We start from the raw sequence: 23,379 nt of genomic DNA, 5'->3' as shown, positions 1-23,379 counted from the left end.
CCGCGATGAGCCTCTACCTGACCTCGATCGGCAAGCAGCGCTTCGTCTGCGGCCTGTTCTGGCAATCGCTGTCGCGCCCGCGCGAGCTGGAGCAGGAGGCCCGCGCGCTGGCGCGCAAGATGGCCTTCGACCTGATGCTGCTGCGCGGCGAGCACGGCGCCGCCCAGGCCGGCTTCGCCCAGTCCGGCGCGGCGGCCCGCCGCGGCCTGCCCTCGCTGGCCGCCGCCGTCTGCAAGGCGGTCGCCGGCGAGGGCGCCTACTACGACGGCCGCCAGCAGCGCGTGCACAACTGGCTGGGCGCGTTCAAGCTGCCCGACGGCATGTGGGCCTATTTCGCCGTGCGCGACGCCAACTTCCTGCCCAACGGCGACTTCGCCGGCAGCAAGGAGGAGGTGCTCGAACGGCTGCACGGCGACTACGGCCTGGGCGGCTGGAACGTGGTGATCGGCGACGCCGAGCTGGCCGAGTACGACTTCCACAACTTCAACCCGCGCCAGCTGCTCGACCTGCTGCCGCGCGGCAGGGGCGGCCAGCCGCGCGGCCGCCGCGACTGGGCCCTGCGCGCCGTCGAGCGCCGCCTCGACTGGCGCCACGGCGCCGCCGCCGGCGCCGTCCTGTTGCTGCTGGCCGGCGCCGGCTACGCCTGGTGGCAGCAGCAGCTGCGCCTGCGCGCCGCCGCCGACCAGGCGCGCGCCGCCCAGGCCGCGCTGGCGCGGCGCGGCGCGGCGGCGGCGCCGCGCCACCCCTGGGCCGGCCGCGCCCTGCCGCGGCCGCTGGCGCAGGCCTGCGTCGAACGGCTGACGCTGCCCACGCCCGGCGGCTGGCAGCTCGACGACTACGTCTGCGACGCCGCCCAGTTCAGCTACACCTGGTCGCGCCAGGGCTCGACCATCGACTACCTGTTGGCCAGCGTGCCGGCCGCCGTGGTCGAGCTGGGCGGCGAGAAGGCCGTCTACAGCGCCGCGCTGGCGCCGCCGGCCGGCCCCGACGAGGCGCTGCTGGCGCAGCGCGCGCTGCTCGAACCGTTGCTGTCGCGGCTGCAACTGCTCGGCCTGGCGCCCAAGCTGAGCCGGGTGGTGGCGCCGCCGCCGCCGCCGCCGCCCGAGGGCCAGGCGGCGCCGCCGGCGCCGGACTGGAAGATCTTTTCATTCGTCTTGAACGCCGGCGGCCTGCCGCCGCTGGAGGTGGCCGCCATGCTGAGCCAGCCCGGCGTGCGGATCGACAAACTCATTTACCGCGCCGGAGCGTGGTCCATCGAAGGAGTGATGTATGCGAAATAGTTCCCCCGCTTTCCCGCCGCCGCTGTCGCCGCCGCTGTCGCCGCCGCTGTCGCTGCTGCTGGCGGCGCTGTTGGCCGCCCCGCTGGCCGCCCCGCTGGCCGCCGGCGCCGCCGAGACGGCCGCCGACCGGCTCGGCCGCATCGAGGCCGAGACCCTGGTGCTGAAGGCGCGCGAGCGGCAGCTCGAGGTCCAGGTCAACATCATGGGCAAGCAGAACGACATCGCCGCCAAACAGCAGCTCAACGAGTTGATGGCGCGCAACGCCGCCGCCGGCGACCCGGTGGTCCTGTCGATCGAGGGCGTCGGCAAGACGCTGTACGCCACGCTCGAGCTCAACAACGGCAGCCTGGTCGAGGCCCAGGCCGGCGCGGTGCTGTCGAACGGCATGAAGGTGCTCTCGATCGGCGGCAACGAGGTGATCGTCCAGGCCGGCGGCAAGCGGCGCGTGCGCCTGGCCGCCGGCGCCCGCGCGGCGGCCGCCGCCAGCCCCAACCTGGCCGGCGCCGCCCTGGCGCTGCCGCCGCCCTTGTCGATGTCGATGGGGCTGCCGCCCGGGGGGGCCAAATGAGGCTGGCGGGCTGGCCCCGGCTGCACGCCGAGGCGGCCACCTTCGTCGCCGCCGGCGGCGGCGCGGCGGCGGCGGCGGCCATGCCGGCGCCGGCCGCCGCCGTGCTCAGCGCCGGCGGCGCCTTCGAGGCCAGCGCCGAGGAGCGCAAGATGCTCTGCCTGCTGGCCGACGGCCGCCTGCTGGTGGCCGAGGGCCAGGAGCTGAACGGCCACGTGCTGTCCTACCGCGCCCGGCTCGACAAGCTGGGCCACGGCTGCCGCGTGCAGTTCGTCGACATCGGCAGCGTCGAGCGGGCCTACCGTGGCGGCGGCGCGCCGGCCGGCCGCCACCAGGAGCACACCATGATGCAGGTGACGGCCAAGGAGCTGCTCAAGCGCGCCTGCCAGGAGCGCGCCTCCGACATCCACCTGCGCGTGCGCAAGGACGCCACCGAGATCTACTTCCGCGTCCACAACGACCTGCTGCGCGCCGGCTGCCAGACGCGCGAATACGGCGAGCGCCTGCTGGCCACGCTGTACGGCGCCATGACGTCGGTGTCGGACAGCTCGTACAAGCCGACCGAGCGGCAGGACGCCAGCATCGCCGACCGCGACAAGCTGCCGGCCCAGTTGTACGGCGTGCGCATCGCCACCGCGCCCACCAGCGACGGCGCGCTGATGGTGCTGCGCCTGCTCTACAACGACGCCGGCGACAACATCGACCTGCTGCCGCTCGGCTTCGCCGCCGCGCAGGCGGCGCAGATCCAGCATTTGAAGGAGCAGCCGATCGGCATGAACATCATCAGCGGGCCGACCGGCTCGGGCAAGTCGACCACGCTGCAGCGGGTGCTCAGCGGCGCCCTGCTCGAGGCCCAGGGCCGGCTGCACGTGATGACGGTGGAGGACCCGGTCGAGTACCCGATCGAGGGCGCGGTGCAGACCTCGGTCACCAACGCCGCCGACGAGGACGAGCGCGCCCGCCTGTTCGCCGCCGCCATCAGCAACGCGCTGCGGCTCGACCCGGACACCATCATGATCGGCGAGATGCGCGACCGCGCCTCGGCGCAGAACGCGCTGCGCGCGGCGATGACCGGGCACCAGGTCTGGACCACGGTGCACGCCAACAGCGCGGTGGCCATCGTCGACCGCCTGCTCGACCTGGGCCTGCCGCTCGGCCTGGTGGCCGACCACACGGTGGTCACCGGCCTGGTCAGCCAGCGCCTGGTCAAGCTGCTGTGCCCGCACTGCAAGCTGCGCCTGGCCGACCTGGCCGGGCTGGCGCCGCAGCGCATGCCGGCCGCGCCGCTGCTGGCGCGCCTGCGCCTGGCGCTGGGCGGCGCGCTCGACGGCGTCTGCGTCGCCGGCGCCGGCTGCGCCCACTGCCGCCAGCAGGGCACCGTCGGGCGCAGCGTGGTGGCCGAGGTGATCCTGCCCGACGAGCGCTTCTTCCAGCACCTGCGCGCCGGCGACAAGGGCGCCGCCGTGGCCCACTGGCGCCGCGCGCTGGGCGGCCGCACCCTGCTCGAACACGCGCTCGAGAAGGTCGCCGCCGGCCTGGTCGATCCGCGCATGGCCGAGAAGACGGTAGGCCACCTGGCCGGCGTGGACGGCGGGGGCGGCCATGGCGCTTGAGCTGCGGCGGCGCTGGGCCCGCGGCCAGCTGAGCGACTCGGTGCGGCTGCGGCTGTACCGCAAGATCGCCAAGATGCTGGGCAACGGCCTGCCGCTGTTGCGCGTCATGGAGGAGCTGCAGGGGCGCGCCTCGCAGCAGGGCAAGCGGCCCAACGAGCCGCTGGCGCTGCTGCTCGACGACTGCCGCCGCATGGTGCAGAACGGCCGCCTGCTGGCCGAGGCGCTCGATTGGTGGGTGCCGCGCACCGAGCAGATGATCCTGATGGCCGGCGAGCAGTCGGGCCGGCTGGAGGCGACCCTGATGGCGCTGATCGACGTGGTGCAGGCGGCCAAGAAGATCCGCAACGTGATCCTCGGCGGCCTGGTCTACCCGGCCGCCGTGTTCGCCCTGGTGCTGGCCTACATCTACCTGTTCGGCAGCCGCGTCGTGCCGCAGTTCGCCCGCATGGTCGACCCGAGCGGCTGGCACGGCGCCGCCAAGTCGCTGTATGTGATGTCGCAGCTGGTGCAGCACTGGATGCCCTACGCGCTGCTGGCCGGCGCCGCGCTGCTGGCGGCGCTGTTGCTGTCGCTGCCGCGCTGGCGCGGCGACCTGCGCGTGCTGGCCGACCGCTTCGCGCCGTACTCGGTGTACCGGCTGGTGGTCGGCAGCGGCTTCCTGATGGCCTTCTCGGCCCTGCAGTTCGCCGGCATCACGGTGGAGAAGTCGCTGATGCGCCTGTCCGACATGGCCGACCCCTGGCTGCGCGAGCGCCTCGACGGCGCCCTGCTCGGCGTCAAGTCGGGCCTGAACTGCGGCGAGGCGCTGCGCAACGCCGGCTACGGCTTCCCCTCGCGCGAGGTGGTCGACGACCTCTGCGTCTACGCCGAGTACAAGGGCTTCGCCCAGGCGCTGAAGATCCTCGCCGACGAGTGGATGGAGGAGGGCATCGAGCGGGTCACGCTGCAGATGAGGGTGTTGAATGGCTGCGCGATCGTCGCCCTGGCGGTCGTCATAGCCTGGCTGGTGGCCGGCTTCTTCGGCATCCAGCAGGAGATCGCGACGATGACGCGCGCGCTCCGTTGATTTTTTCCGTTTGTTTTTTAACCCTTGAATGAGGAACCACACCATGAACCAAGCTTCCCTGAACAAGTCGGGCATCGTCGCCTTCCGCAGCCGCCAGCGCGGCGCCTCGCTGTTGGAGGGCATCGCCTACCTCGGCATCGCCGCCATCGTCATCCTGGGCGCCGTCTCGCTGCTCGGCAGCGCCTTCGGCAACGCCCGCTCGAACCAGGCCTCGGAGGAGGTGGTGTCGCTGCGCACCGCCGTCAAGAAGCTGTACTCCGGCCAGACCTACCCGGCCACCATCGTCTCGACGCTGATCGCGGCGCGCGCCGTTCCCGGCTCGCTGGTGGTCGACACGGACAAGAAGACCGTGACCAACTCCTGGGGCGGCGCCGTCACGGTGACGGCGGGACCGAACGGCGGCTCCTTCGTCATCGGCTATCCGGCGGTGCCGCAGGACGTCTGCATCAACCTGGTCACCGGCGCCAACGGCTGGACCAGGATCGACAACGACGGCAAGACGCCGATCACCGTCTTCCCGGTCAACGCCGAGGCGGCCCTGGGCGTGTGCAACGACGCCGCCGGCAACAAGCTCGCCTTCGCGGCGAACTGAGCCACCTTGAACGGACAACAACCGATGAGCCACGCCAGCGAAGTGCGCGAACTCGACTTCTCCGACCTGTACCTGGGCCATCCCGGCGTGGCCGAGCGCTTCTCCGACGTGCCGGGCGCGCCGGCCAACCCGCTGTGCGCCGGGCCGGCCCTGCGCGCCGACCTGGACCGCCTGGCCGAGCTGTGCCGGGGCCGTCTCGACGGCGCGCCGGCGGCCAGCGCCTTCCAGGTCAGCCACGACCAGGTCAACTACCGCGTCACGGTGCTGCGCGCCGTCGCCGGGCTGACCTTCGTGCTGCGCAAGATGGCCGGCAGCGTCGAGTCGCTCGCCGCGCTGGGCCTGCCGCAGGCCTACCTGCGCCAGTTGATGGCGCGCGACCTGCGCGGCCTGGTGATCGTCGCCGGCGCCGCCAAGGCGGGCAAGACCATGAGCGCCTGCGCGCTGGTGCGCGACCGCCTGCGGGCGCACGGCGGCGTGGCCGTCACCGGCGAGCGGCCGATCGAGCTGCCGCTCGAGGGCAGCCACGGCCAGGGCATCTGCTTCCAGACCAGCATGCCGGCCGAGCCGCGCCATTTCGCCGGCGCCTTCCGCCAGTTGCTGCGCTCGGGCGCGCAGACCATCCTGATCGACGAGATCGGCGACCACGAGACCGCCGTCGAGGTGCTGCAGGCCAGCGTCAGCGGCCACCTGATCGTCACCACCATGCTGGCCGACAGCGTGGCGCAGGCGGTCGGCAAGCTGCAGGCGCTGGCCAGCCACAAGCTGCCGGCCGAGCGCAGCCAGGCGCTGCTGGCCGACGGCCTGGGCGCGGTGCTGCACCAGCAGCTGCTGCGCGGCCCGAAGGCGATGCTCAAGGCCGAGCTGCTGTCGCTGCGCGACGCGGCGCCGGCGCGCGCCTCGCTGCGCAACGGCGACCACGAGATGCTGGCCTCGGAGCTGCGGCGGCAGATGGCCTCGATGATCAGCGCCAACGCGGCGGCGCAAAGAATGGGGGAGGCCTAGATGTGGAACCTGGCGGTGTTGGGCGTGCTGATATCGCTCGCCGGCTACTACGCCGGCGCCGACCGGGGCGCCGGCGCGACGCTGCGCCGGGCCGGCGCCGACAGCCTGGCCGAGGGCATGGCGCTGTACCGCGACGCGGTGGCGCGCTACTTCGCCGGCCACGCCGGCGGCGGGTCCAGCGTCGACCTGGCCGCGCTGCGCGCCAGCCACGCGCTGCCCGACTGGTCGCCGCTGCACGACGCGGCGGCGACGACGATCTGGACCAACTACCGCGACGCCGCCGGCACCATCTACATCTACGCGGCGCGGCCGCCGGCCGACAACATCGTGGCCGACATCGTGCGCCTGTCGCGCAACTCGGTGCTGGCCGGGGTCTACCGCAAGGGCGACAGCACCTTGTACTCGCCGGTTTTCGGCGACACCCGGATCGCCCTGCCCACCCCGGCCGAGGCGGCCATTCCGGACCGCAGCCCGGTCTGGATCGTGGCGGCGCAATGAGCCGCGGCGCCACGCATCGACACACTACGAGGACGCTTATGAAGACATCCAGGCAGGCCGGCATGACGCTGATCGAGATGATCGGCGCGCTGGCGATCGGCTCGATCATGATGGCCGGCTTGTCGGCCATGATCGGCGACGCCCTCGACGACGGCGAGGGCCAGCAGGCGGCGCTGTACCAGGCGCAGGTGGTGGCGGCGGCGCGCCGGTACGTCGGCGCCAACTACCAGGCGCTGCTGGCGGCCACGCCGACGGCGGCCAGCGTGGCGGCGTTCGACATCGCCGCGCTCAAGGCGCAGAACCTCCTGCCGGCCGGCTTCGCGCCGCACAACGGCTACCAGCAGGCGAGCTGCGTGCTGGTGCGCCAGCCGACCCCGGGCAGCGGCAGGCTCGACGCGCTGGTGGTCGGCACCGGCGGGCGGAAGATCGCCGACAAGAACATCGCGGCGGTGGCGGCCGGCGCCGGCCAGGGCAGCGGCTACATCGCGGCGGCGGCGCCGGGCACCGCGCGCGGCGCCTCCTGGAACATGGCCACCACCGCCTACCGGGGCGCCAAGTGCCCCGGCGCCGCCGCGCCGGCGCTGGGCGGCGGCGCCGACGACGGCGGCCACCTGGTGTCCAACCTGTTCTTCGACGGCCCGGGCCAGCTGGCCACCGACTTCCTCTACCGCGGCGCGGTGCCGGGCCGGCCGGAGCTGAACCAGATGCGCGCGCCGATCCACCTGCTGCCGGGCAGCGGCGCCCAGGCCACCGAGAACGACGCCGGCGACCCGCGCTGCACCCTGGCCGCCGGCACCGGCAGGATCGCGGTCGACGCGGCGGGGCGGGTGCTGAGCTGCCAGTCCGGCGTGTGGAAACGCCAGGGCGCGGCCTCCTGGAAGGACCCGGTGGACAGCTTCGCCGCCCTGCCGGGCGGCGACAACCAGGCGGGCGACGTGCGCATGGTGCGGGCCTTGGGCCGCGCCTTCACCTGGAACGGCAGCCAGTGGCTGGCGCTGGCGGTCGACCAGGACGGCAACCTGTCGCTGCCCGGCCGCCTGAGCAGCCGCGACGCCATCCTCGACCGGGTGGTGGTGGCCAAGAGCGCCTGCCAGGCCGGCGACCCGGACGGCACCATGGCGCGCGACGCCAGCGGCCTGGTGATGTCCTGCCAGTTCGGCCTGTGGCAGTCGCAGACCAACATGGCGCTGCAGGCCAGCGACACCGCCTGCGCGGTGATCCTGCCGTCCGCCGTGGCGGTGCCCGATGCCGACTGCAGCACGCCCTATTACGGCCCGCGCAACTGGTATCAGGAGGTCGACACCTGGGAGGCCGAGATCAAGCGCCAGCTGACTCCGACCAAGAACGGCCTGATCAACGTCAACGTCTGGACCAAGATGAACCGCGGCCTGGCCAACAACGACAAGGTCAGCGGCCAGGTGCGGCTGCAGGTCGACATCGTCGACAACGACACCGGCGCCAGCATCGGCCACACCGACGCCCAGTCGGTGCGCATCGAAAACAGCTCGGCCACCATCAACGCCACGCTGTCGAAGACGGTGCAGCGCAACCGCAGCGGCTACAGCGTGTGGATACGCCCGGCCTGGACCACCTTCGAGCTGCCAAGCGGCCCTACGACCGGGCCAGCTTCAGGACCTACGACGGCAGGGTGGTGGAGCAGGTGCCCCTGTCCACCGGCTGGAGCATGGACTTGTTCCAATGAGGGCCGCGCTGCCGCGCCTGGCGCTGCCCTGCCTGGCGCTGGCGCTGGCGCTGGCGCCGGGCGCCGCGCAGGCCTGCTGGGAGGAGGCGGGCGCCCGCTACGGCGTCAGTCCGCAGCTGCTGTACGCCATCGCCAAGACCGAGTCGGGCCTGAACCCGGCCGCCATGAACCGCAACAAGAACGGCAGCTACGACGTCGGCCTGATGCAGATCAACAGCAGCTGGCTGCCGCGCCTGCGCCGCTTCGGCCTGGACGAGCGGCGGCTGCTCGAACCGTGCACCAGCATCCAGGTCGGCGCCTGGATACTGGCGCAGAACATGCAAAGGCTGGGCTACTCGTGGGACGCGGTCGGCGCCTACAACTCCAGCAAGCCGGCCTTGCGCCTGCAGTACGCGCAGCGGGTCTACCGCAACATGCCGCCGGCCGCGCCGCAACGGCGCGCCGCGCAATGAGGCCGCCGGCCCACCCGCGCCGATGATCATCGCCTGTTATGTCCATGGCGAGGCGCTGTTCGAACAGCTGCGCCTGGCGCTGGCGCGCGCCGGCTTCGATTGCGAGCGCTTCGCCAGCGACGCCCTGCTGCTGCGCGCCGTCCACCGGCGCAGCTTCGACTTCATCCTGGTCGACATCGGCGACGACGGCCCGGCCGCCGACAATCTGTTCTCCTGGCTGGCCTGCCGCGCCGGCGAGAACACGCCGGTGCTGGCGCTGTCGGCGCCGCGCAACGCCGAGTGGATCGCCGAGCTGCTCAACGCCGGCGCCGACGACGTGCTGGCGCGCCCCTTCGAGGAGGTCGAGCTGGTGGCGCGCATCCGCGCCGTGCTGCGCCGCGCCGGCCGGCGCCAGAGCCGCCGCTGCATCGAGCTGGCCGGCTTCCAGCTCGACCGCGAGGCCGCCACTTTCCTCTACCAGGGCCGGCCGATCGAGCTGACGCCGCGCGAGTTCACCATGGCCTGGCTGTTGTTTTCCTCGCCGGGCGTGTACATCTCGCGCGAGACCATCGGCAGCGCGATCTGGGGCAGCGCCAGCGAGGTGGCCGGCCGCACCATCGAGCAGCACGTCTACAAGCTGCGCAAGAAGCTGTCGGCCGGCGTGGCCGGCGCGATCAATATCCGCACCGCCTACAACCAGGGCTACCGGCTCGAGCTGGCCGGCCTGGATTGAGGCGGCCCCCCGCCGCCCGAATCCTCAAAATTCCTCAATTCCTCATCAATACTCAGCGTTCGCGCCGGCCCGTTCGGGCCGCTGATATCGTCTATCCAAGTCAAGGCCGGGCCGTCGTTTGCGTCGCACCGGCCTGGCAGCAACCGGATGTTCAACGCAGCATTGGAGAGAAAACCATGACACAGAACGCCTTGGAAACGAACCCAGCAGCCGCCGTGCCTGGCGTCGTGGCGCCGCTCGACCTGGACCAGTTGTACCGCCGCCACCGGCTGCACCTGCTGCGCTTCGTGCAGCGCTATCTGCGCAACGCCGAGGACGCGGCCGACGTGGTGCAGGCCACCTTCGTCGAAGCGGCGCGCTGCGCCGGGCGATTCGCCGGCCTGTCCAAGCCGTCCACCTGGCTGTTCGGCATCGCCTTGAACCTGGCGCGCAACCAGGTGCGGCGCAACTGCGCCGACCTGTACGAATGCGTCGAGGAGGGTTTCATGGAGCAGATCGCCGACCTGGACGCCGACCCCGCCAAGCTGGTCGAGCTGCGCCAGACGGCCGCCCGGGTGCAGGCCCTGTTCGACGCGCTGCCGGCGCCGATCCGCGCCACCTTCGACGCGGTGCTCGACGGCGAGGCCAGTTACGAGGAGGCGGCCGAACGGCTGCACATCCCGATCGGCACGGTGCGCTCGCGCGTGTCGCGCGTGCGCAGCGCGATGCGGCAGGAATGCGCTTGAGCCTAGTCGGCGTGGCCGGGCGCGGCGGCCGTCGCGCTGGCGGCCGCGTAGCAGGCCTGGGCCTCGTCGGCCAGCGCCATGATCGCGTCGAACACGCCGGCCTCGTCGGTGAAGCTGGTGATCGGCAGCGTGCGGATCGCCACATAGCAGCCGCTGTCGGCCTGCCACAGTAATTCGGTGGCGCCTTGCGCGGCCGCGTCCAGCGCCAGCGGAGGCCAGCTGTGGTAGGGCAGTTGCGCGCTGGGCGGCAGCTGGGCGACGATGGTCAGGCTGGCCGGCGCCGTCACGGTGGTGCGCGTGCCGATCACGCCGAACCGCAGTTCCAGCACCGGCGCCGTATGCGCGCGCTCGGCCTGGTCGGCCAGGTCGACCATCTCCCGCAAGAATTGCTGCATGCCCGCCAGCGTGCCATCGAGTCCGTCTGTCATATCCAACTGTCTAGTCCAAGGTGAAGGCCGTTGCCTGCCAGGCAGCCGTTCCTGGATCGCCGCGGCGCCGCAGCGCCGGGCCGTTGCGATGCGATGCGATGCGATGCGATGCGCCATTTTACGCATGGCCGCACGGCGCGCAAACTTCTTTCCTTGCGCGCAGGGCCGGCCGGACATTGGGTGGTGGCGGGGGCCTTGTGGTTCCCTGGCCGATGCGGATGCCATGCCCTCGTTGTCGTCGCTACCTGTCGATATCAGGCCCTTGCCCAAAACAGGGGCGGATGCGGTGTCCACGCTGTTGGCCAAGGCCACGAACGCCACATGCCGGCGGCAAGGGAACCAAACGGAGGTCGGCGCCACATAGGTCTAAGTGCGGGTCCACGTCCTGCGGACGCGCGCTCCTATCCATTCAACCAGCAAGCCATTTCCATGCCGACATCTTCCGTTCGCGGCATGTCATTTTATTCACGAATAGGAAAGCAATATGCCATCGAGTTACAGCTCTCTCGAATCCCCCGACGGTTCCCAATCCGGTACTCCCCGCCAGTATCTGGTTCACAACAAGGCTACCAACCTGATCGAAGTCGCTGATATCAAGCCCGCCTCCCATACGGACGAACGCAAGTCTCAGGACGTGATAGGCGGTGTTGTGGCGGTTTTTTGTGAACCTGGGGTGCACGCTGATGAATTCAGTGCGGCAATCAAGATGTTTAACACTCGGTGTGAACATAAAGAACTGATCGAAAATGTCAATTCTGCCATTTCCCAATTGGAGGAATGGGAACCGAGGCTAGATGAAATAGAAAGCAATGAACGCCCTGCCGTTCTGGCCTTGGGTGCCAGCCCGAAACTGGTGAAATGGGCGCTCAAAGACAGAGGGTTCAAGGTTGCCACGATCAATGCCAGTAGCATCCCACGGGAAGGGGCGCCTACCCCGGATTTTAATAATTATGTCGACCGCAAGTTGCAAAAGCTTGGCGATCCGAAGTCGGTGATCGTCATGGATTTTGCCGATAGCGGTGCATCTTTACTCAGAATCAGGGATGATGTGAGGACGCTGCGTGACGATCCCAGGGTAACTGTCAGGACGGTTGCGCTGGGTACTTCGCCGGCGTTTAAGAGCAGCAAGAATGAAGCCAACCGTGAATTGATTGATAAAGTCGTGGGGGATATTGGCACCTTGGAAACATCCCTGAACGAGCAACGATTAAAGAACCATAGCCTGGGACGCAACAAGGCAAAAAATTATTATGCGACCTGGAATAAGGCTGATGCCTCCAAGCTCGAGACGGGGTCCATGAAGGGCATGCCTGCGCATGAATTCTATCAGCAACAAAAATTGTTGCTGAAGGCGGCAATGCAATTGCCCGTCCTGAACGTCGAGGTTGACAACCTCCTGCCACAGCAAGATGAACCTGGGGTTCTCATCTGGCGCGAGTAATCACTCGGCTCGTGGCAGCGATCATGGGGACTTCGGTAAAGAGGATTAGTGACACCGGAAAAGCCGCGATCGGAGCCAGGGCTTGCGTCATGCATGTTGATTACGCCAGCCACAGGGACATAAATTAGAAAAAGGGAATTCGTCGTGAATTCCCTTTTTTCCTTTTTCACCGTTTAATGCGTCGTGTCGATGCGCCGAATAGTCCTCATGTGCGGTGTCGCGTGCCTCTTCTTACCATATCGCGATGGCGCCGTCATTTCCCCTCTCTTTCATTCTGCTGTTCCGCCGGCGACGCCTGCGTATGGCTCTGCGCGCTTGGCTCCGGCGAGGGGGCGGCAGATGACTTCTTCATGGCTGCCAGTTTGTCCAGGTAATTGTCGCCACCATGGCCTCCTGTGACCTCGACCGTTGTGCTGGCCATGGGGGCTTGTGCAAAGACCGTGCTCATTGGCCCCCGCACTACCTGAATCGGATCGACCTGCCCGGTCACTCGTGTGGCGCCCTGCGTGTAGGCCTGCCCTAAAGGCGAGCCTATGCTGGTAATCGAGGTCTCTATTACTTCCGGATGGTCTCTCTTTATGCTGTCCACGGCGGTTAGCGTGGAAAGATCTCCCTGGCTATGAGTCATCATTTTTCCGCCATCGAGGCGCCCCAGGGTACGTGCGACATCGAGCGTCTGCGGTGTATTTCGCACGCCCAACCCGGTAATCAGGCGCCCATTGTCAAGCCAGGAACCGCCTTCAATTGCCTCCCAGGTGCCGCCCTCGAGAGCAGCCGCCTTCGCGGCCAACGCATCGGCCTTGGCCTGGGTATTTCCGCTGCCGGAAACGAAGGCATTGATTGGACCTGCGCGCTCACTGAGTCCTTGTTTGTACTCCTGCCGAATGGCGGCGTCCTTTTGCATGTTGATGTACTGGCTCATGTCACCGGCACCATCCGGTGCACCGAGCTCTTCCGCGATTTTTTGGCCAAGCGACTCCACTTCTGAGGGTTGCCGAGGGAAACCATTCGAGGCGTCGGTTCTTGAAGGCCCATAGTTGACGGCCGCGTCTCCCTCGGCGCGTACGGCTGGTCGCATCGCGCGCTCCAGCACCGGGCGGGCTTTGGCTGCGGCCTCGGCGGCTGCTTTAGCAATTTTTTGCATTGTGATGTCCTTTGATATGGTGTGAAAATGTTCGACTGCTTAAAGCCATGCCTGCCAGGCGTGCCGCACTGGTGTTCCGCCCCGGCAGGTTCTGCGGGTGCTACTCGGTGTCCGCCACGGCCAAAGCGTCAAGTTGGTATGGGCTGTTGATTGCCCGGCATAGCGCGCCAAACTCGGCGTGCATCTGTTGTTCGTTCTTCTCTGCGCCAAGGCGGAAAAACGATAGATCGTTGTGGGGCTGCGCCGCAGTCCAAGCCAGCCGCTCAAGGCCGATGTCGGCCAGGACGCGCGACGAGCGCGGGGCCCAGCCGAAGGCGGCGGCGAAGATCTGCCGCAGGCCGGCGGCCTGGCCCAGCCGAATCAAAGCGGCGGCGGCGAGCGGGCCGTAGCCCCGTCCCTGGTGGTCGGCCCCCATCCAGAGGGTCAGGACGGCGCTGTCGGCCGCCGCCTGCAGGCCGACCATGCCGACCAGCCCCCAGTTTTCATGCCGTACCGCGCAACACATGGCGCCGGGCGCCGCCGTCCGGCCGGCGATCCAACTGCGCGCCTGTTCCAGCGTGGCCATCGCCGGCAGCATGGCCATGGCGGCGATTTGCGGATCGCGATATTGGAAATACAGGGACTCGGCATGGTGCTCCGCCAGCGGTTCGAGGCGCAACGGGGCCGCGTCCGCCAGTTCGGGGCGGAACCAGGCGAGGGCCGATCGGCTTGCAGGCGGGCTTCCAGCGTCGCCAGCAGGGCCGCGCAGTTCGCCGGTGGCGCCGGCCGGGCCGCCGCCGGCCGCAACTGCGCGATGGCGGATTCGACGCGGCCCGCCTCGGCTTCGCACAGGGCCAGCCAGTACAGCGCGTCGGCGTCGTCGGCGCTCCAGCCCAGCACCCTGCGGCAGATCGCGCCGGCCAGGCCGTAGTGGTTCACTTGCATCGCCAGCCTGCCCAAATTCCTTGCGATACCCAGTTCGTCCACCCGGGGCAGGTGGTTCGCCCAGGTGCGCGCCAGCGCGTCGCGCCATTGCTCCTGCGTGGTGATCGACAGCGCCCAGTCGTTCGCCAGCATGGCCGGGAGCAGGATCTCGAACGCCTGCGGATCGCAGCCGCTTTGCAGCAGCAGCGCCAGGCAGTCGGCCAGTGCCGTCGGCTTCGGCGGCGGCGCCATGACGGCGCGCCCCGCCTCGACATGGCGCACGTCTTCGAGAGGCACGAGCAGCTCGGGCAGGACCGACAACAGCTCCTCGTGCGCGTCGTCGCGCAGCGCCACGCTGAAGTGCATGTCGCCGTCGGCCATGCGCTGTTGCCAGACGCCGGCGCCGGCGCCGCGCAGATGCCAGGCCAGCGCGTGGTAGTTGGTCGGCAGCGGCTGCGCCGGCAGCGGCAGCTGTTCCGGCACCGAGCAGGCCCCCAGTCGTATCGAGCGCTCGTCGCCGACCGCGCGGTCGGCGCACAGGAACAGGAAGCGCCCGCCGCTGATGCGGGAGAGATCGTCGACGCAGGCCAGCGCGCCGCTGGGCAGCAGCACCGCCGCGCTGTTCACGTTGGCCTGGTACATGGCCATGACGGCGGCGCCGGACGGCGCCAGGGCGCCGTCCGGCAACGGCGGCCACTGATAGTCGAGCTGCAGCACGCCGGCGTTGCTGGCGGGCCGGGCGACGGCCTTCGCCTGCGCGCCGAGAACGGTGCCGTAGTGGACGGCCAACAGTTGATGCGCCATGCCGCTCAGCAGGCCGTGCGCGATGAGCACCGCCGGATTCGCGCCGGCCGTCCAATCCCGGCCGGCCAACAGGGCCTGGCGGGCCACCGCCCTGAAGCCGCCCGCCAGTATCGGCGCGGCGAAGAGCGCGTTCAGGCGGGCCTCTTCGCCTGCGTCGGCCGCGCCGGCGAGGTAAAGGAAGGGCGGCAGCGGCCGCGCCGCGCTGGCCAGCCGTTGCTGCAGGGCGGCCAGCATTTTCCAGGCGAAGCGGCCGTCGCCGGGCGCCAGGTCGACCACCACCAGCGCCTCGTCGGCGTCGACGCCGCCGACCGCCTGCGCCGCCTGCCAGTAGCGCACCATGCCTTCCGCGTAACTGAGGGCGACCCGCATCGATGGCGACGGCAGGGCGGCGCCGGACAGCAGGCGCGCGTGCAGGGTGCAGAACGGTTCATGGTCGGCCGGCAGCGCCGGCAGGGGCGCGGCGTCGACGGGCTCCGCCGTTGCCGCCGGTTCGGGCCGCGCCGCCGGCGCGGCGGCCTGCTTGGCCTCGGCCGGCGCCGCCTGCTTGGGATCGGCCGGCGCCATCTGCTTGACGTAGCCCAGATAGAAATCGCTGGCCGCCAGCGACGCATTGTAGGCCGGCCAGTTGCCCGACGGCAGCCGCACCGGCACCGGCACCCGGCGCCGTTCGTTGCCGATGCTCACTTCGTGCATCTTGACGGCGTTGAAGCGTTCCTTGAAGTACTCGTCCTGGAAGTAGCGGATCTTGCCGGCCTGGATCACCGGGATGCCCGAGCGCACCACCAGTTGCAGGTTCTTGCTCATGTTGAGCAATTCCTGCGGCAGCATCAGCGCGCGCGATTGGAACGATTCGGTCTCGCTGCCGCCCGCGTTGCCCTGCAGGCCGCCCAGCAAGCCTTTCGCCAGCTGCATGCTGCTCGACTTGACGGTGTTGTTGCCGATCATCTTGGAGTATTCCTCGGCCTCGCTCACCTGCGAGGGGGTGAAGTAGATCACCGCGCCCATGTTGCTGACGATGTTGTGCGCGTCCTCCTTGCCATAGACGGCCTCGAGTTGGGTTTTGTCCTGGATGATGATGGCCAGCCGCATGTTGTAGCCGGCCATGTAGCCGACCCCCTTGGCGATGATGGCCACCTTGCCCATCGCGGTGAACTCGTCGAGCAGCAGCAGGCACTGGTGTTTGAGGGCCGGATTCTGCTCCGGCAATTCCTTGACGTTCTCGTTGATCAGCTGGGAGAAGAACAGGTTGACGATGAAGCCGGCCTGCATGATCTCGCCGGCCGGGATGTGCAGGTAGATCGTCATCTTCTTTTTGCGCACGTCGCGCAGATCGAAATCGTTGTCCGAGGTGGCCTTGTCGATGATCGGGTTGCCCCAGGGCGTGAGCGGCGCGGTGAAGGTGCCGAGGATGCTTTTCAGGGTCGTCTCGGAATTGCCCAGGAAACGGTTCAGGCTGTCCCGGCAGGCCGGCGACAGCGGCTTGCCGGCCGCCGCCCGGGCGGCGATGATCGCGTTCAGATAGGTGCTGATGGGCTGGCCCTTGGAGGAGCTTTGGCGCAGCACCTCGCCGATGGTCTGCGGCAGTTCCGGCGTTTCCAGCACCAGCAAGCCGAGGCCGACGAACAGGTTTTTCGAGGCGTCGGACCAGAACGGGTCCTTTTCGTTGACGGGATAGATGATGCTGGCCAGCGCCATCAGGTCGTTGGCGCGGAAATTGAGGTCGGTGGAAATATAGGACAGCGGATTCCAGCGGTGGGTGTTTTCCGCGAAGGGGTTGAAGTAGAAGATCTCGTTGCCCAGGAAGCGGCGGCGGAATTCGGAGGTGAGGTTGTAGTTCTCCCCCTTGATATCGAGCACGACGGCCGACTCGCCGAACTGCAACAGGTTCGGCACGCAGAAGCCCACGCCCTTGCCGGTGCGGGTGGGCGCCGCCAGCAGGACGAATTCATAGCCGCCCAGGCGCAGCAGCTGGTCCTTGAATTTGCCGATCACCAAGCCCTTGCTGGTGTGCAGGTTCTCCTGTTCGATATCGTCGATGTCGGCGAAGCGGGCCTTGCCGTACAAGTCGCTGCCCTTGCTGCGCAAGCGCAGCCGCAGGGCCAGCGGCAGGCCGAGGCAGACCAGCAGGGACAGCACCACGCTGACCTTGAGGCGCATCAGCGTGGCGCCGTCCGGATGGGCCAGGTAGGCGTGCTCGATGGTCAGGAAGGTCGCGTCGGCGGGATGTTCGAGAAAGCTCAGGAACAGCAGCACGCCGGCCAGGTAGTTGGCGGCGCACAGCAGCAGCAGCGCCGACAGCACGTAGGCGCCGGCCTTGAGGGCCTTCTTTGCCGGCTTGGCCTTCATCGCATCGCCTCCAGTTTTTTGCGCGGATCGAAGTAGATCTCGCTGATGAAGCGGTCGCCCAGGTGGTTCTGGAACTGGATCACTATGTCGATGGTCAACACCAGCAGGCGCTTGATGACGTCGAAGCTCAGGTTGGCGCCGCCCGGCGAGTCCTGGATCATGATCGCCAGCTGCTCGAAGGCCAGCGCCGGCGAGCCGGCGTGGCAGCTGGTGATGCTGCCCGGGTGGCCGGAGGCGGCGTTGCGCACGTAGTAGAGGCATTCGTCGCCGCGCAGTTCGGCCAGCAGGATGCGGTCCGGCTTCATGCGCAGGCAGCTCTCGAGCAGGCCCTTGGGCTTGACGTTGGACTGGCCCTGCGCGTTCTTGCTGTACAGCAGGTGGACGCAGTTCTCGTGCGGCAGGAACAGCTCGCGCACGTCCTCGATGGTGACGATGCGCTCGCCTTTCGGGATTTCGTGCACCAGCCCCTTCATGAAGGTGGTCTTGCCGGAGCCGGTCGCGCCGGCCACCACGATGTTCATGCGCGCTTGCACCGCCAGTTTCAGGAAGGCTTCGTACTGCTGCGCCTCCAGCAGCCTGAGCAATTCCCGCTCGTTGTCGCTCAGCGCCGCCTGCATCGGGCGGATTTTCTGGAACAGGCCGGCGGCCGAAAAGTCGTCTATCTTGCGGGTCAGCGTGGACGGCTTGCGCAGCGTGAAGGAATAGCGCTCCTCCTCCACCGCCGGCGGCATGATCAGCTGTATCCGCGCGCCGCTCGGCATCGAGGCGCTGAGGATGGGCGTGCCGGCGTCCCACTTCTGGTTCGAATAGGTGGCGATGGCCGTGCCCAGCGACTTGAGCAGTTTGGTGGTCGCCAGCGGGCAGGTGTGCTTGCGCCACTGCGAGCGCTGCTCGGTCCACACCTCGCCCTGCGAATTGACGGCGATCTCGGTCACCTCGGGATCGTCCAGCCAGGCCATGAACGGTTCCAGGAACACCTGCACCGACGCTTCGCGGTGCAGGGCCAGTACGACTGCTTTTTGTGGTTCCATCGTGTTCACCGTTGGTTCAGGTTGTAGACGCCGTTGAACCACAGGTCGCGGTTCACGTACACCATCAGGCGGTCGCCGCGGTTCTTGTACAGCGTCGGCGCAATGTTGATCGTCGAGTCCAGCACCTTTTCCGACAGCGACTTGGCGGTGCCGATGCTGGCGCTGGGCAGCACCACGGTGTTGCCCTGGCTATGCTTGGCGACCTCGATCTTGATCGCGTCGTCGACCAGCGACAGCAGGAAGGCCGCGCCGATGCGCTCGCTCCAGTGGTTGTCGACGACGCCGGCCGCGCCCATCGCGCCGACGCCGCTGGCGGCCGGCGAGTCGACGTCGACCACCACGCCGGTGGTGGTCTTCACCCTTTGCCACAGGATGGCGATGCGGCTGTCGCCGGCCCTGACGTCGCTTTGATACTGGCCGACGATCTTGCTGCCTTTTTCCATCAGCAACACCTTGCCGTCGTCCGAATAGATGTTTTGCGGCAGCACGCAGCTGGCGTTGCCGGGGATGTTGGAAATCAGCTGGGTCTCCAGCACGCAGGGGATGAAGGCGCCACGGGCCAGCAGGTAGGAGCGCTCGCCCAGGTTGGCGGCGCGCGCCTGCGGGGTGGCCGTCAGCGGCAGCATCATGGTCTGCTGCGCGGCGAACGCCTGCACGTTGCGCGGCTTGGCCTCGCCGCCGCCAGCGCCGGCCCCGGCGCCCGCGCCCGGCGCCGGGGCGGGGCCGGCGTCGAGCATCATGCCGGGCGGCGGCGCCGGGTTGGGCAGCGGCGCCTCCGCATGGGGCGGCGGCAGATCGGGCAGCGGCGCCACGCCATTCCCGGCCGGCCCGGGCAGGGCGGCGGCGGGCGGCTTGGCGAAGGACTCGGGCAGGGCGGCGATGCCGCCGATGCCGCCGATGCCGCCGATGCCGAGGTTGCCGAAGATCTTGCCCTTGCGCTCGTTGCCTTCCTCGGCCTTGTTTCTTTCCTTTTCCTGCGCCTGCTTTTCCGCGCGCTCGGCCATGAAGGCGGACAACTGTTTCTTGACCATCAGCACGGCCGCGCCGGCCACCCCCATCACGATGACGAAGGCGACGACCACGGTGAACAGCACCCTGCTGCGCTTGCGCTTGGGCTCCGCGTTGAAGCGGTGGGCGTCGACCGGGTCCCTCCGCCGCCGTGTCGTTCGGATTGTCTTGGCTCATTGCTTGCCCTCCCTGGACAGGCCGTACACGGTGGTGCCGTTGACCGGCGCGACACCCTGTGCGTTATAGCTTTCGTTGAAGATGCCCACCATCGATTCGGCCAGGCGCAGGTTCCACAGGGGCGCCAGCGCCTGCACCACGATGTAGTCGCCGTCGCGGTGCGAGTTGACCAGGATTTCCTCCCTGGAATTGAGCTCGCTGCGGTAGATCGCCGGCACCTCCTGGTTGTTGGGGAATTTGAACCAGGTGAAGCGGCCGTCGTCGTACACCTCGCGCGGGCGGATGTCGGCGCCCTCGGCCACCACCTGCATCGAGTAGTTGTCGTTGCGGAAGTCGTTGCGGCCGGGCAGGGGCGGCGGCACGGCGCCGGCCGGCGCCGGATAGTCGAACACGATCTTCGAGCGGCGCTGGGCCAGCGCCTCCGGCGTGGCCTTTTTCGGCAGCAGGTCGAACACGTAGGAACGGCTGCCGGCCGTCACCAGCAGGGTGGTCGCCTTGGCCTGGGGCAGCGCGCGGATGAACAGGCGGTTGCCCTTCTTGTGCACGTCCCAGCCGGCGATGGAGCCGCCGGCCACGTCGTCGATGAGCTCGTCGTTGCGCAGTTCGATCAGGAAGGGTTGCTCGATGATGCCGGCGACGCGCACCACCTTGTTTTCCGCGTACATGACGCGCTCGACCCGGCTCAGGTCGGCCTTCTCGACCTTCTCGGCCTTTCGGGCCTGGTCCGCCTTGTCCTTGTTTTCGCCCTTGTCGCGCGCCGCGGCCTGGCCGTGGCCGGCCGCGCAGGCCAGCAGCAGCGCCGTCATCAACAGGCGCTTCATTTGCTTTCACCCGCCGGGTTGCTCGGATTGATGAACTCGGGATCGGTTTGATAGGCGTCGACGGTGAAGCCGAGCGGGTTGTCGATCAGGTCGAATTCCTTGCGGTTGCCCTGCGCCTTGTAGCTGTAGCGGATGGTCGCCACGCGCCGCGTCAACACCGGCTCCGAGGCCGAGCGCATGTCCTTGGTGCGCAGCTCGTAGCGCACGGTGGCGATGCCGGTCTCGTTGAGGGTGATGCTCAGTATGGTCGGCATGATCTCGGTGTTTTCGCCGATCTTTTTGTCGAGTCCGGCATCGCCGTCGTAGAGCTTGCTGTAGACCTTCCAGGGAGCGTCGCCGGCCAACGATTTGACGGTGTCGTAGTCGTACTGCAGCAGTTTGAAGTTGTAGCGTTCGCGCGCCAGCAGGAAGCTCTTGACCCAGTGCTTGTCGTTCAAGGTGCTGCTGGTGACGAAGTTCTTCGACGACATGGCGATGCTGCTTTCGCCCGTCAATTTGTCCACCGTGATGACATAGGGAACCACCTGTTTCAAGGGCATGAGCAGCAGCAGGGCCAGCGCGATGACGCACGCGATGGCGATGGCCACGCTGGCGACGCGCCAGGCGAGGATGCGCGAGCGGCGCTCGTTTAACACGACATCGGCTTCCCAGCTCAGGCCCGACAATTGTTGTGCCGCGCCACCATCTGATTTTTTTCCTGACATATGCGTTCCTGGTTTGAAGAGTTGAAATGAACGATGCTTGGCCGCGCGCCGGATCGGCGGCGGCATGGCTTGCCGTGCCCGGCGCGTTTCAGCGTTCCGGTCCCGGCCGGCTTGGCGGCGCGGCGGGCGGCAGGAATGGGGCCTGCGCCGGCTCGGCCGCCGTGGCGGCGGGGAGGCTTCGTTTGGCGTTGACGGGAACCCGCGTATGTCCGTTCGGATATTTCAAATCCGGCAAGGTGGACGAGCAAGCGCTCAACATCGAGGTCAGTAGTAAAAGTGTTTTCATAGTCAAGCTCATTTGGATGGGGGGGGGGGGGGGGGGGGGGGGGCTACTCTGCCGGCGTATCTTTGGTCGGCGGCTTCGTCGTGGCGCGTCGATAGGCGTTGCCGATCCGGCTATTCGCCCGCGAACCGTTGGGGCCGGTGCCGGACACGGCCTTGCTGAAATTGCGTATGCCGTTGACGGCGCGGGCGAAATTCTGGGCGCCGGCCGAATTCTTGATGGCCGATCCCCTTGCCGTATTGCCGTATTTGCCCACGCCGAAGGCGGCGGCGCCGGCGGTCCCTTTCACAATGCTGCTGGCCACACCGGTGGCTGTTTTTGCCGCGCCGGTCGCCAGTTGGGCGGTTCTGGCCGGGCCGACCAGGTTCAAGGAGAGGCCGCCGGCCAGGTCGCTGGCGATGCCGGGGGCGTTGATGAGGATCAGGATCATCACGCCGCAGGCGGCGATCGCGCCCCACATGGTGGCGATGAAGTTACTGTTGTGTATGTTGTTGGCCAGCTTGATGGAGAAGCCTTCGATGATGCCAACCGACATCGCAAGGACACAAAAAATCACGATCACGGTGAACATGTATTTGAGCACGGCGCCCAGCCAGGTGTCGAAGTAGCGTTGGGTGCTCTCGAATGCCAGGCAGGCGACGAACAAGGGGCCGAGGCCATACACGATGTTCAAGGAGAAATCGATCACCAATAGATTCACCATCGCCGTGGCGCAAAAGATCAGCATCATCAGGTAAATCACCGCCGCCGCGATAAAGCCGACGATCCCGCTCAGATCGAAACCCCAGAAGATGTTGAAGTCGATATGGTCCTTCGACCATTCAATGATGATGTCGAAGGCCTTGGTGACGCTGTCCATGGTCTTGTCGATGCGTTTGTACTCGCCCGCGCCATCGCCGTCGATGATCTTGGCGGTGGTGGGCAGGCTGTTGATGACCTCCCTGCGCAGTTCCTTGACGATGTCCACCACATAGGTGGAGTAGGTCGCCGAGGTCAGACACAGGCTCAAAACCAGGAAGGTGCGCACCGATTTGGCGAATAGATCGAGAAAATGGTTCTGGCCGCCGGCGCCGCGGATGATGTTGAAGCCCTGCCAGGCGATGACGATGGTAAAGCCGGCCAACACGACGGGCGTGACCAGCTTGATCAGATTGTTGCTGAGCTCGGTGAATCCCCGCGAGTACTCCAGGATGGGGGTGGCTAGATTCGTGAATAGGGTATAGGCCATTGTTTTTCCAATGCTTCAATAAGAGTGGGTGTCGCATGCCTGACGGTGAACATGTTGCCGAGCGCGCCGGCACCTGGTGGCGCGGCCGGCGGCCGCGTTCATGACATATGGAAAAGCAACGCTCCCCGGCTTTTCCTCAATCGTTGCCGAAGATGGAAACGCCGTCCTTCTTGTCGACCAGTTGCTCCTTCACCTCCCTGGCTTTCCATTGCATGTAGTAGTCGCGGCTCAGGGCCAGTTGCTGGGCATGGGTTTGCATGGCCATGTCGATCAGCATTTTTTCGTTCTGTAGCATCGCCATCTCGGCCTGGATACGCGCCGACAAGTCCGCGCTGCGTTTCAGGTCGCCTTCGTCCTGATCAATCGCCGTCATCATGTTTTGAATGTTTTCCATCCGGTTCTTGGCTTTCATGGTCGCCTCGTTCAGCGTCGCCAAGGCGAGCGGCGCGGCCAGTTCGATCGCTTGGCAGGCCGCCGTCATCTCACTCTTGTATTTCTTCTTGTCCTTCAAGCGCTCGGCGCAGCCGAATGTGTTTACTGTCGAAAATATTTCCTTCGCGGTTTTCATCTGTGCGTTCCCCTTCAGTTCGGCGGCGAACAGCGACTTGCGCATCAGCTGGAATTGCAGTTGGAAATCGTCGGGCAGGACGTGGCGCGCGATGCCGGGCTCCAGCTTGCCCATGTCTTTGTTGCCCTTCAACGTCTTCAATGTCTGGTCCATTTTCTTGGACTGCTCCAGCAGCGCCTTGTTGTTTTCCCGGTCAAACACGTCGTAGGTTTCCGCCCCCACCGTGGCGCAGGAGGAGACGCCGCCCAGCAGCGCGGCGGCCAGCAGAAGTTTTCTTGCGTTCATG

General features: G+C 67.6%; 20 protein-coding genes and 2 pseudogenes. 12 read left to right on the top strand and 10 right to left on the bottom strand.

The genetic code is table 11. From position 1 onward, the window contains the following. Positions 1-5: 5 nt before the first annotated feature. The 11 genes and pseudogenes from pilO2 to QC826_RS23040 all read left to right on the top strand — a co-directional run bounded on the left by pilO2 (position 6) and on the right by QC826_RS23040 (position 10,207). The gene (gene pilO2, locus QC826_RS23090) at positions 6-1,280 is read left to right on the top strand and encodes a type 4b pilus protein PilO2 (protein WP_279762641.1); all 1,275 of its coding nucleotides are present in this window, start codon (positions 6-8) and stop codon (positions 1,278-1,280) included. Next, positions 1,270-1,848 (top strand): type IV pilus biogenesis protein PilP, encoded by a 579-nt coding sequence (gene pilP / locus QC826_RS23085; protein WP_279762640.1) that lies wholly within the window; start codon positions 1,270-1,272, stop codon positions 1,846-1,848. Before pilO2 ends, pilP begins: the two co-directional genes overlap by 11 nt. After that, positions 1,845-3,458 carry a GspE/PulE family protein gene (locus tag QC826_RS23080; protein WP_409567693.1) on the top strand — a complete coding sequence of 538 codons (1,614 nt, stop codon included), beginning with the start codon at positions 1,845-1,847 and terminating at the stop codon, positions 3,456-3,458. Before pilP ends, QC826_RS23080 begins: the two co-directional genes overlap by 4 nt. Further along, positions 3,448-4,524, top strand: coding sequence for a type II secretion system F family protein (locus QC826_RS23075; RefSeq protein ID WP_279762639.1), 1,077 nt, complete (start codon positions 3,448-3,450; stop codon positions 4,522-4,524). Before QC826_RS23080 ends, QC826_RS23075 begins: the two co-directional genes overlap by 11 nt. A 43-nt stretch (positions 4,525-4,567) precedes the next feature. Continuing rightward, the gene (locus QC826_RS23070; RefSeq protein WP_279762638.1) at positions 4,568-5,116 is read left to right on the top strand and encodes a type 4 pilus major pilin; all 549 of its coding nucleotides are present in this window, start codon (positions 4,568-4,570) and stop codon (positions 5,114-5,116) included. A gap of 6 nt (positions 5,117-5,122) precedes the next feature. Further along, complete coding sequence (locus QC826_RS23065; RefSeq protein ID WP_279762637.1) at positions 5,123-6,118, top strand: ATPase, T2SS/T4P/T4SS family; 996 nt, start codon at positions 5,123-5,125, stop codon at positions 6,116-6,118. Then, positions 6,119-6,616: a type IV pilus biogenesis protein PilM gene (pilM, locus tag QC826_RS23060; protein WP_279762636.1), complete on the top strand. Its 498-nt coding sequence runs from the start codon at positions 6,119-6,121 to the stop codon at positions 6,614-6,616. Continuing rightward, positions 6,613-7,764 (top strand): annotated as a pseudogene (gene pilV, locus QC826_RS23055) (shufflon system plasmid conjugative transfer pilus tip adhesin PilV); the annotation flags it as partial. The gene pilM and the pseudogene pilV, both read left to right, overlap by 4 nt. A 550-nt stretch (positions 7,765-8,314) precedes the next feature. After that, the gene (locus QC826_RS23050; RefSeq protein WP_279766581.1) at positions 8,315-8,770 is read left to right on the top strand and encodes a lytic transglycosylase domain-containing protein; all 456 of its coding nucleotides are present in this window, start codon (positions 8,315-8,317) and stop codon (positions 8,768-8,770) included. A 22-nt stretch (positions 8,771-8,792) separates the two neighbouring features. Beyond that, on the top strand, positions 8,793-9,482 hold the full coding sequence (locus QC826_RS23045) for a response regulator transcription factor (protein ID WP_279762635.1): 690 nt from the start codon (positions 8,793-8,795) through the stop codon (positions 9,480-9,482). A 176-nt stretch (positions 9,483-9,658) separates the two neighbouring features. Continuing rightward, positions 9,659-10,207, top strand: a complete 549-nt coding sequence (locus tag QC826_RS23040) for an RNA polymerase sigma factor (RefSeq protein WP_279762634.1) — start codon at positions 9,659-9,661, stop codon at positions 10,205-10,207. 2 nt (positions 10,208-10,209) lie between these two features. Here the strand turns inward: QC826_RS23040 and QC826_RS23035 are convergent, their stop codons facing one another. Then, positions 10,210-10,635, bottom strand: coding sequence for a hypothetical protein (locus tag QC826_RS23035; protein WP_279762633.1), 426 nt, complete (start codon positions 10,633-10,635; stop codon positions 10,210-10,212). Positions 10,636-11,119: 484 nt separating this feature from the next. Here QC826_RS23035 and QC826_RS23030 point away from each other — a divergent pair, with 484 nt between their 5' ends. Continuing rightward, positions 11,120-12,076 carry a hypothetical protein gene (locus QC826_RS23030; protein ID WP_279762632.1) on the top strand — a complete coding sequence of 319 codons (957 nt, stop codon included), beginning with the start codon at positions 11,120-11,122 and terminating at the stop codon, positions 12,074-12,076. 253 nt (positions 12,077-12,329) lie between these two features. Here QC826_RS23030 and QC826_RS23025 read toward each other — a convergent pair whose 3' ends face one another. The 9 genes and pseudogenes from QC826_RS23025 to QC826_RS22985 form a co-directional block, all read right to left on the bottom strand. Continuing rightward, the gene (locus QC826_RS23025) at positions 12,330-13,220 is read right to left on the bottom strand and encodes a hypothetical protein (protein ID WP_279762631.1); all 891 of its coding nucleotides are present in this window, start codon (positions 13,218-13,220) and stop codon (positions 12,330-12,332) included. Positions 13,221-13,320: 100 nt separating this feature from the next. Next, a complete protein-coding gene (locus tag QC826_RS23020) occupies positions 13,321-14,232 on the bottom strand; it encodes a GNAT family N-acetyltransferase (RefSeq protein WP_279766580.1) in 912 nt (303 codons plus the stop codon). Positions 14,233-15,617: 1,385 nt separating this feature from the next. Continuing rightward, positions 15,618-17,084, bottom strand: a pseudogene (locus QC826_RS23015) (type IV secretory system conjugative DNA transfer family protein); the annotation flags it as partial. A 185-nt stretch (positions 17,085-17,269) separates the two neighbouring features. Continuing rightward, entirely contained in the window at positions 17,270-18,304 is a 1,035-nt protein-coding gene (gene virB11, locus QC826_RS23010; protein ID WP_279762630.1) for a P-type DNA transfer ATPase VirB11, read from the bottom strand. A 5-nt stretch (positions 18,305-18,309) separates the two neighbouring features. Beyond that, positions 18,310-19,398, bottom strand: a complete 1,089-nt coding sequence (virB10, locus tag QC826_RS23005; RefSeq protein WP_279762629.1) for a type IV secretion system protein VirB10 — start codon at positions 19,396-19,398, stop codon at positions 18,310-18,312. Positions 19,399-19,485: 87 nt separating this feature from the next. Beyond that, entirely contained in the window at positions 19,486-20,310 is an 825-nt protein-coding gene (locus QC826_RS23000; RefSeq protein ID WP_279762628.1) for a TrbG/VirB9 family P-type conjugative transfer protein, read from the bottom strand. Continuing rightward, positions 20,307-21,014, bottom strand: coding sequence for a virB8 family protein (locus QC826_RS22995; protein ID WP_279762627.1), 708 nt, complete (start codon positions 21,012-21,014; stop codon positions 20,307-20,309). Before QC826_RS22995 ends, QC826_RS23000 begins: the two co-directional genes overlap by 4 nt. A 329-nt stretch (positions 21,015-21,343) precedes the next feature. Continuing rightward, entirely contained in the window at positions 21,344-22,525 is a 1,182-nt protein-coding gene (locus QC826_RS22990) for a type IV secretion system protein (RefSeq protein ID WP_279762626.1), read from the bottom strand. A gap of 136 nt (positions 22,526-22,661) precedes the next feature. Further along, positions 22,662-23,378, bottom strand: coding sequence for a type IV secretion system protein (locus tag QC826_RS22985; RefSeq protein ID WP_279762625.1), 717 nt, complete (start codon positions 23,376-23,378; stop codon positions 22,662-22,664). Between the last annotated feature and the right edge of the window lies 1 nt (position 23,379).

This window comes from Rugamonas sp. DEMB1, from assembly GCF_029834475.1.
GTDB classification, from domain to species: domain Bacteria; phylum Pseudomonadota; class Gammaproteobacteria; order Burkholderiales; family Burkholderiaceae_D; genus Rugamonas; species Rugamonas rubra.
The sequence above is the reverse complement of the archived record's forward strand: the minus strand, read 5'-3'. Positions and strand labels throughout refer to the sequence as shown.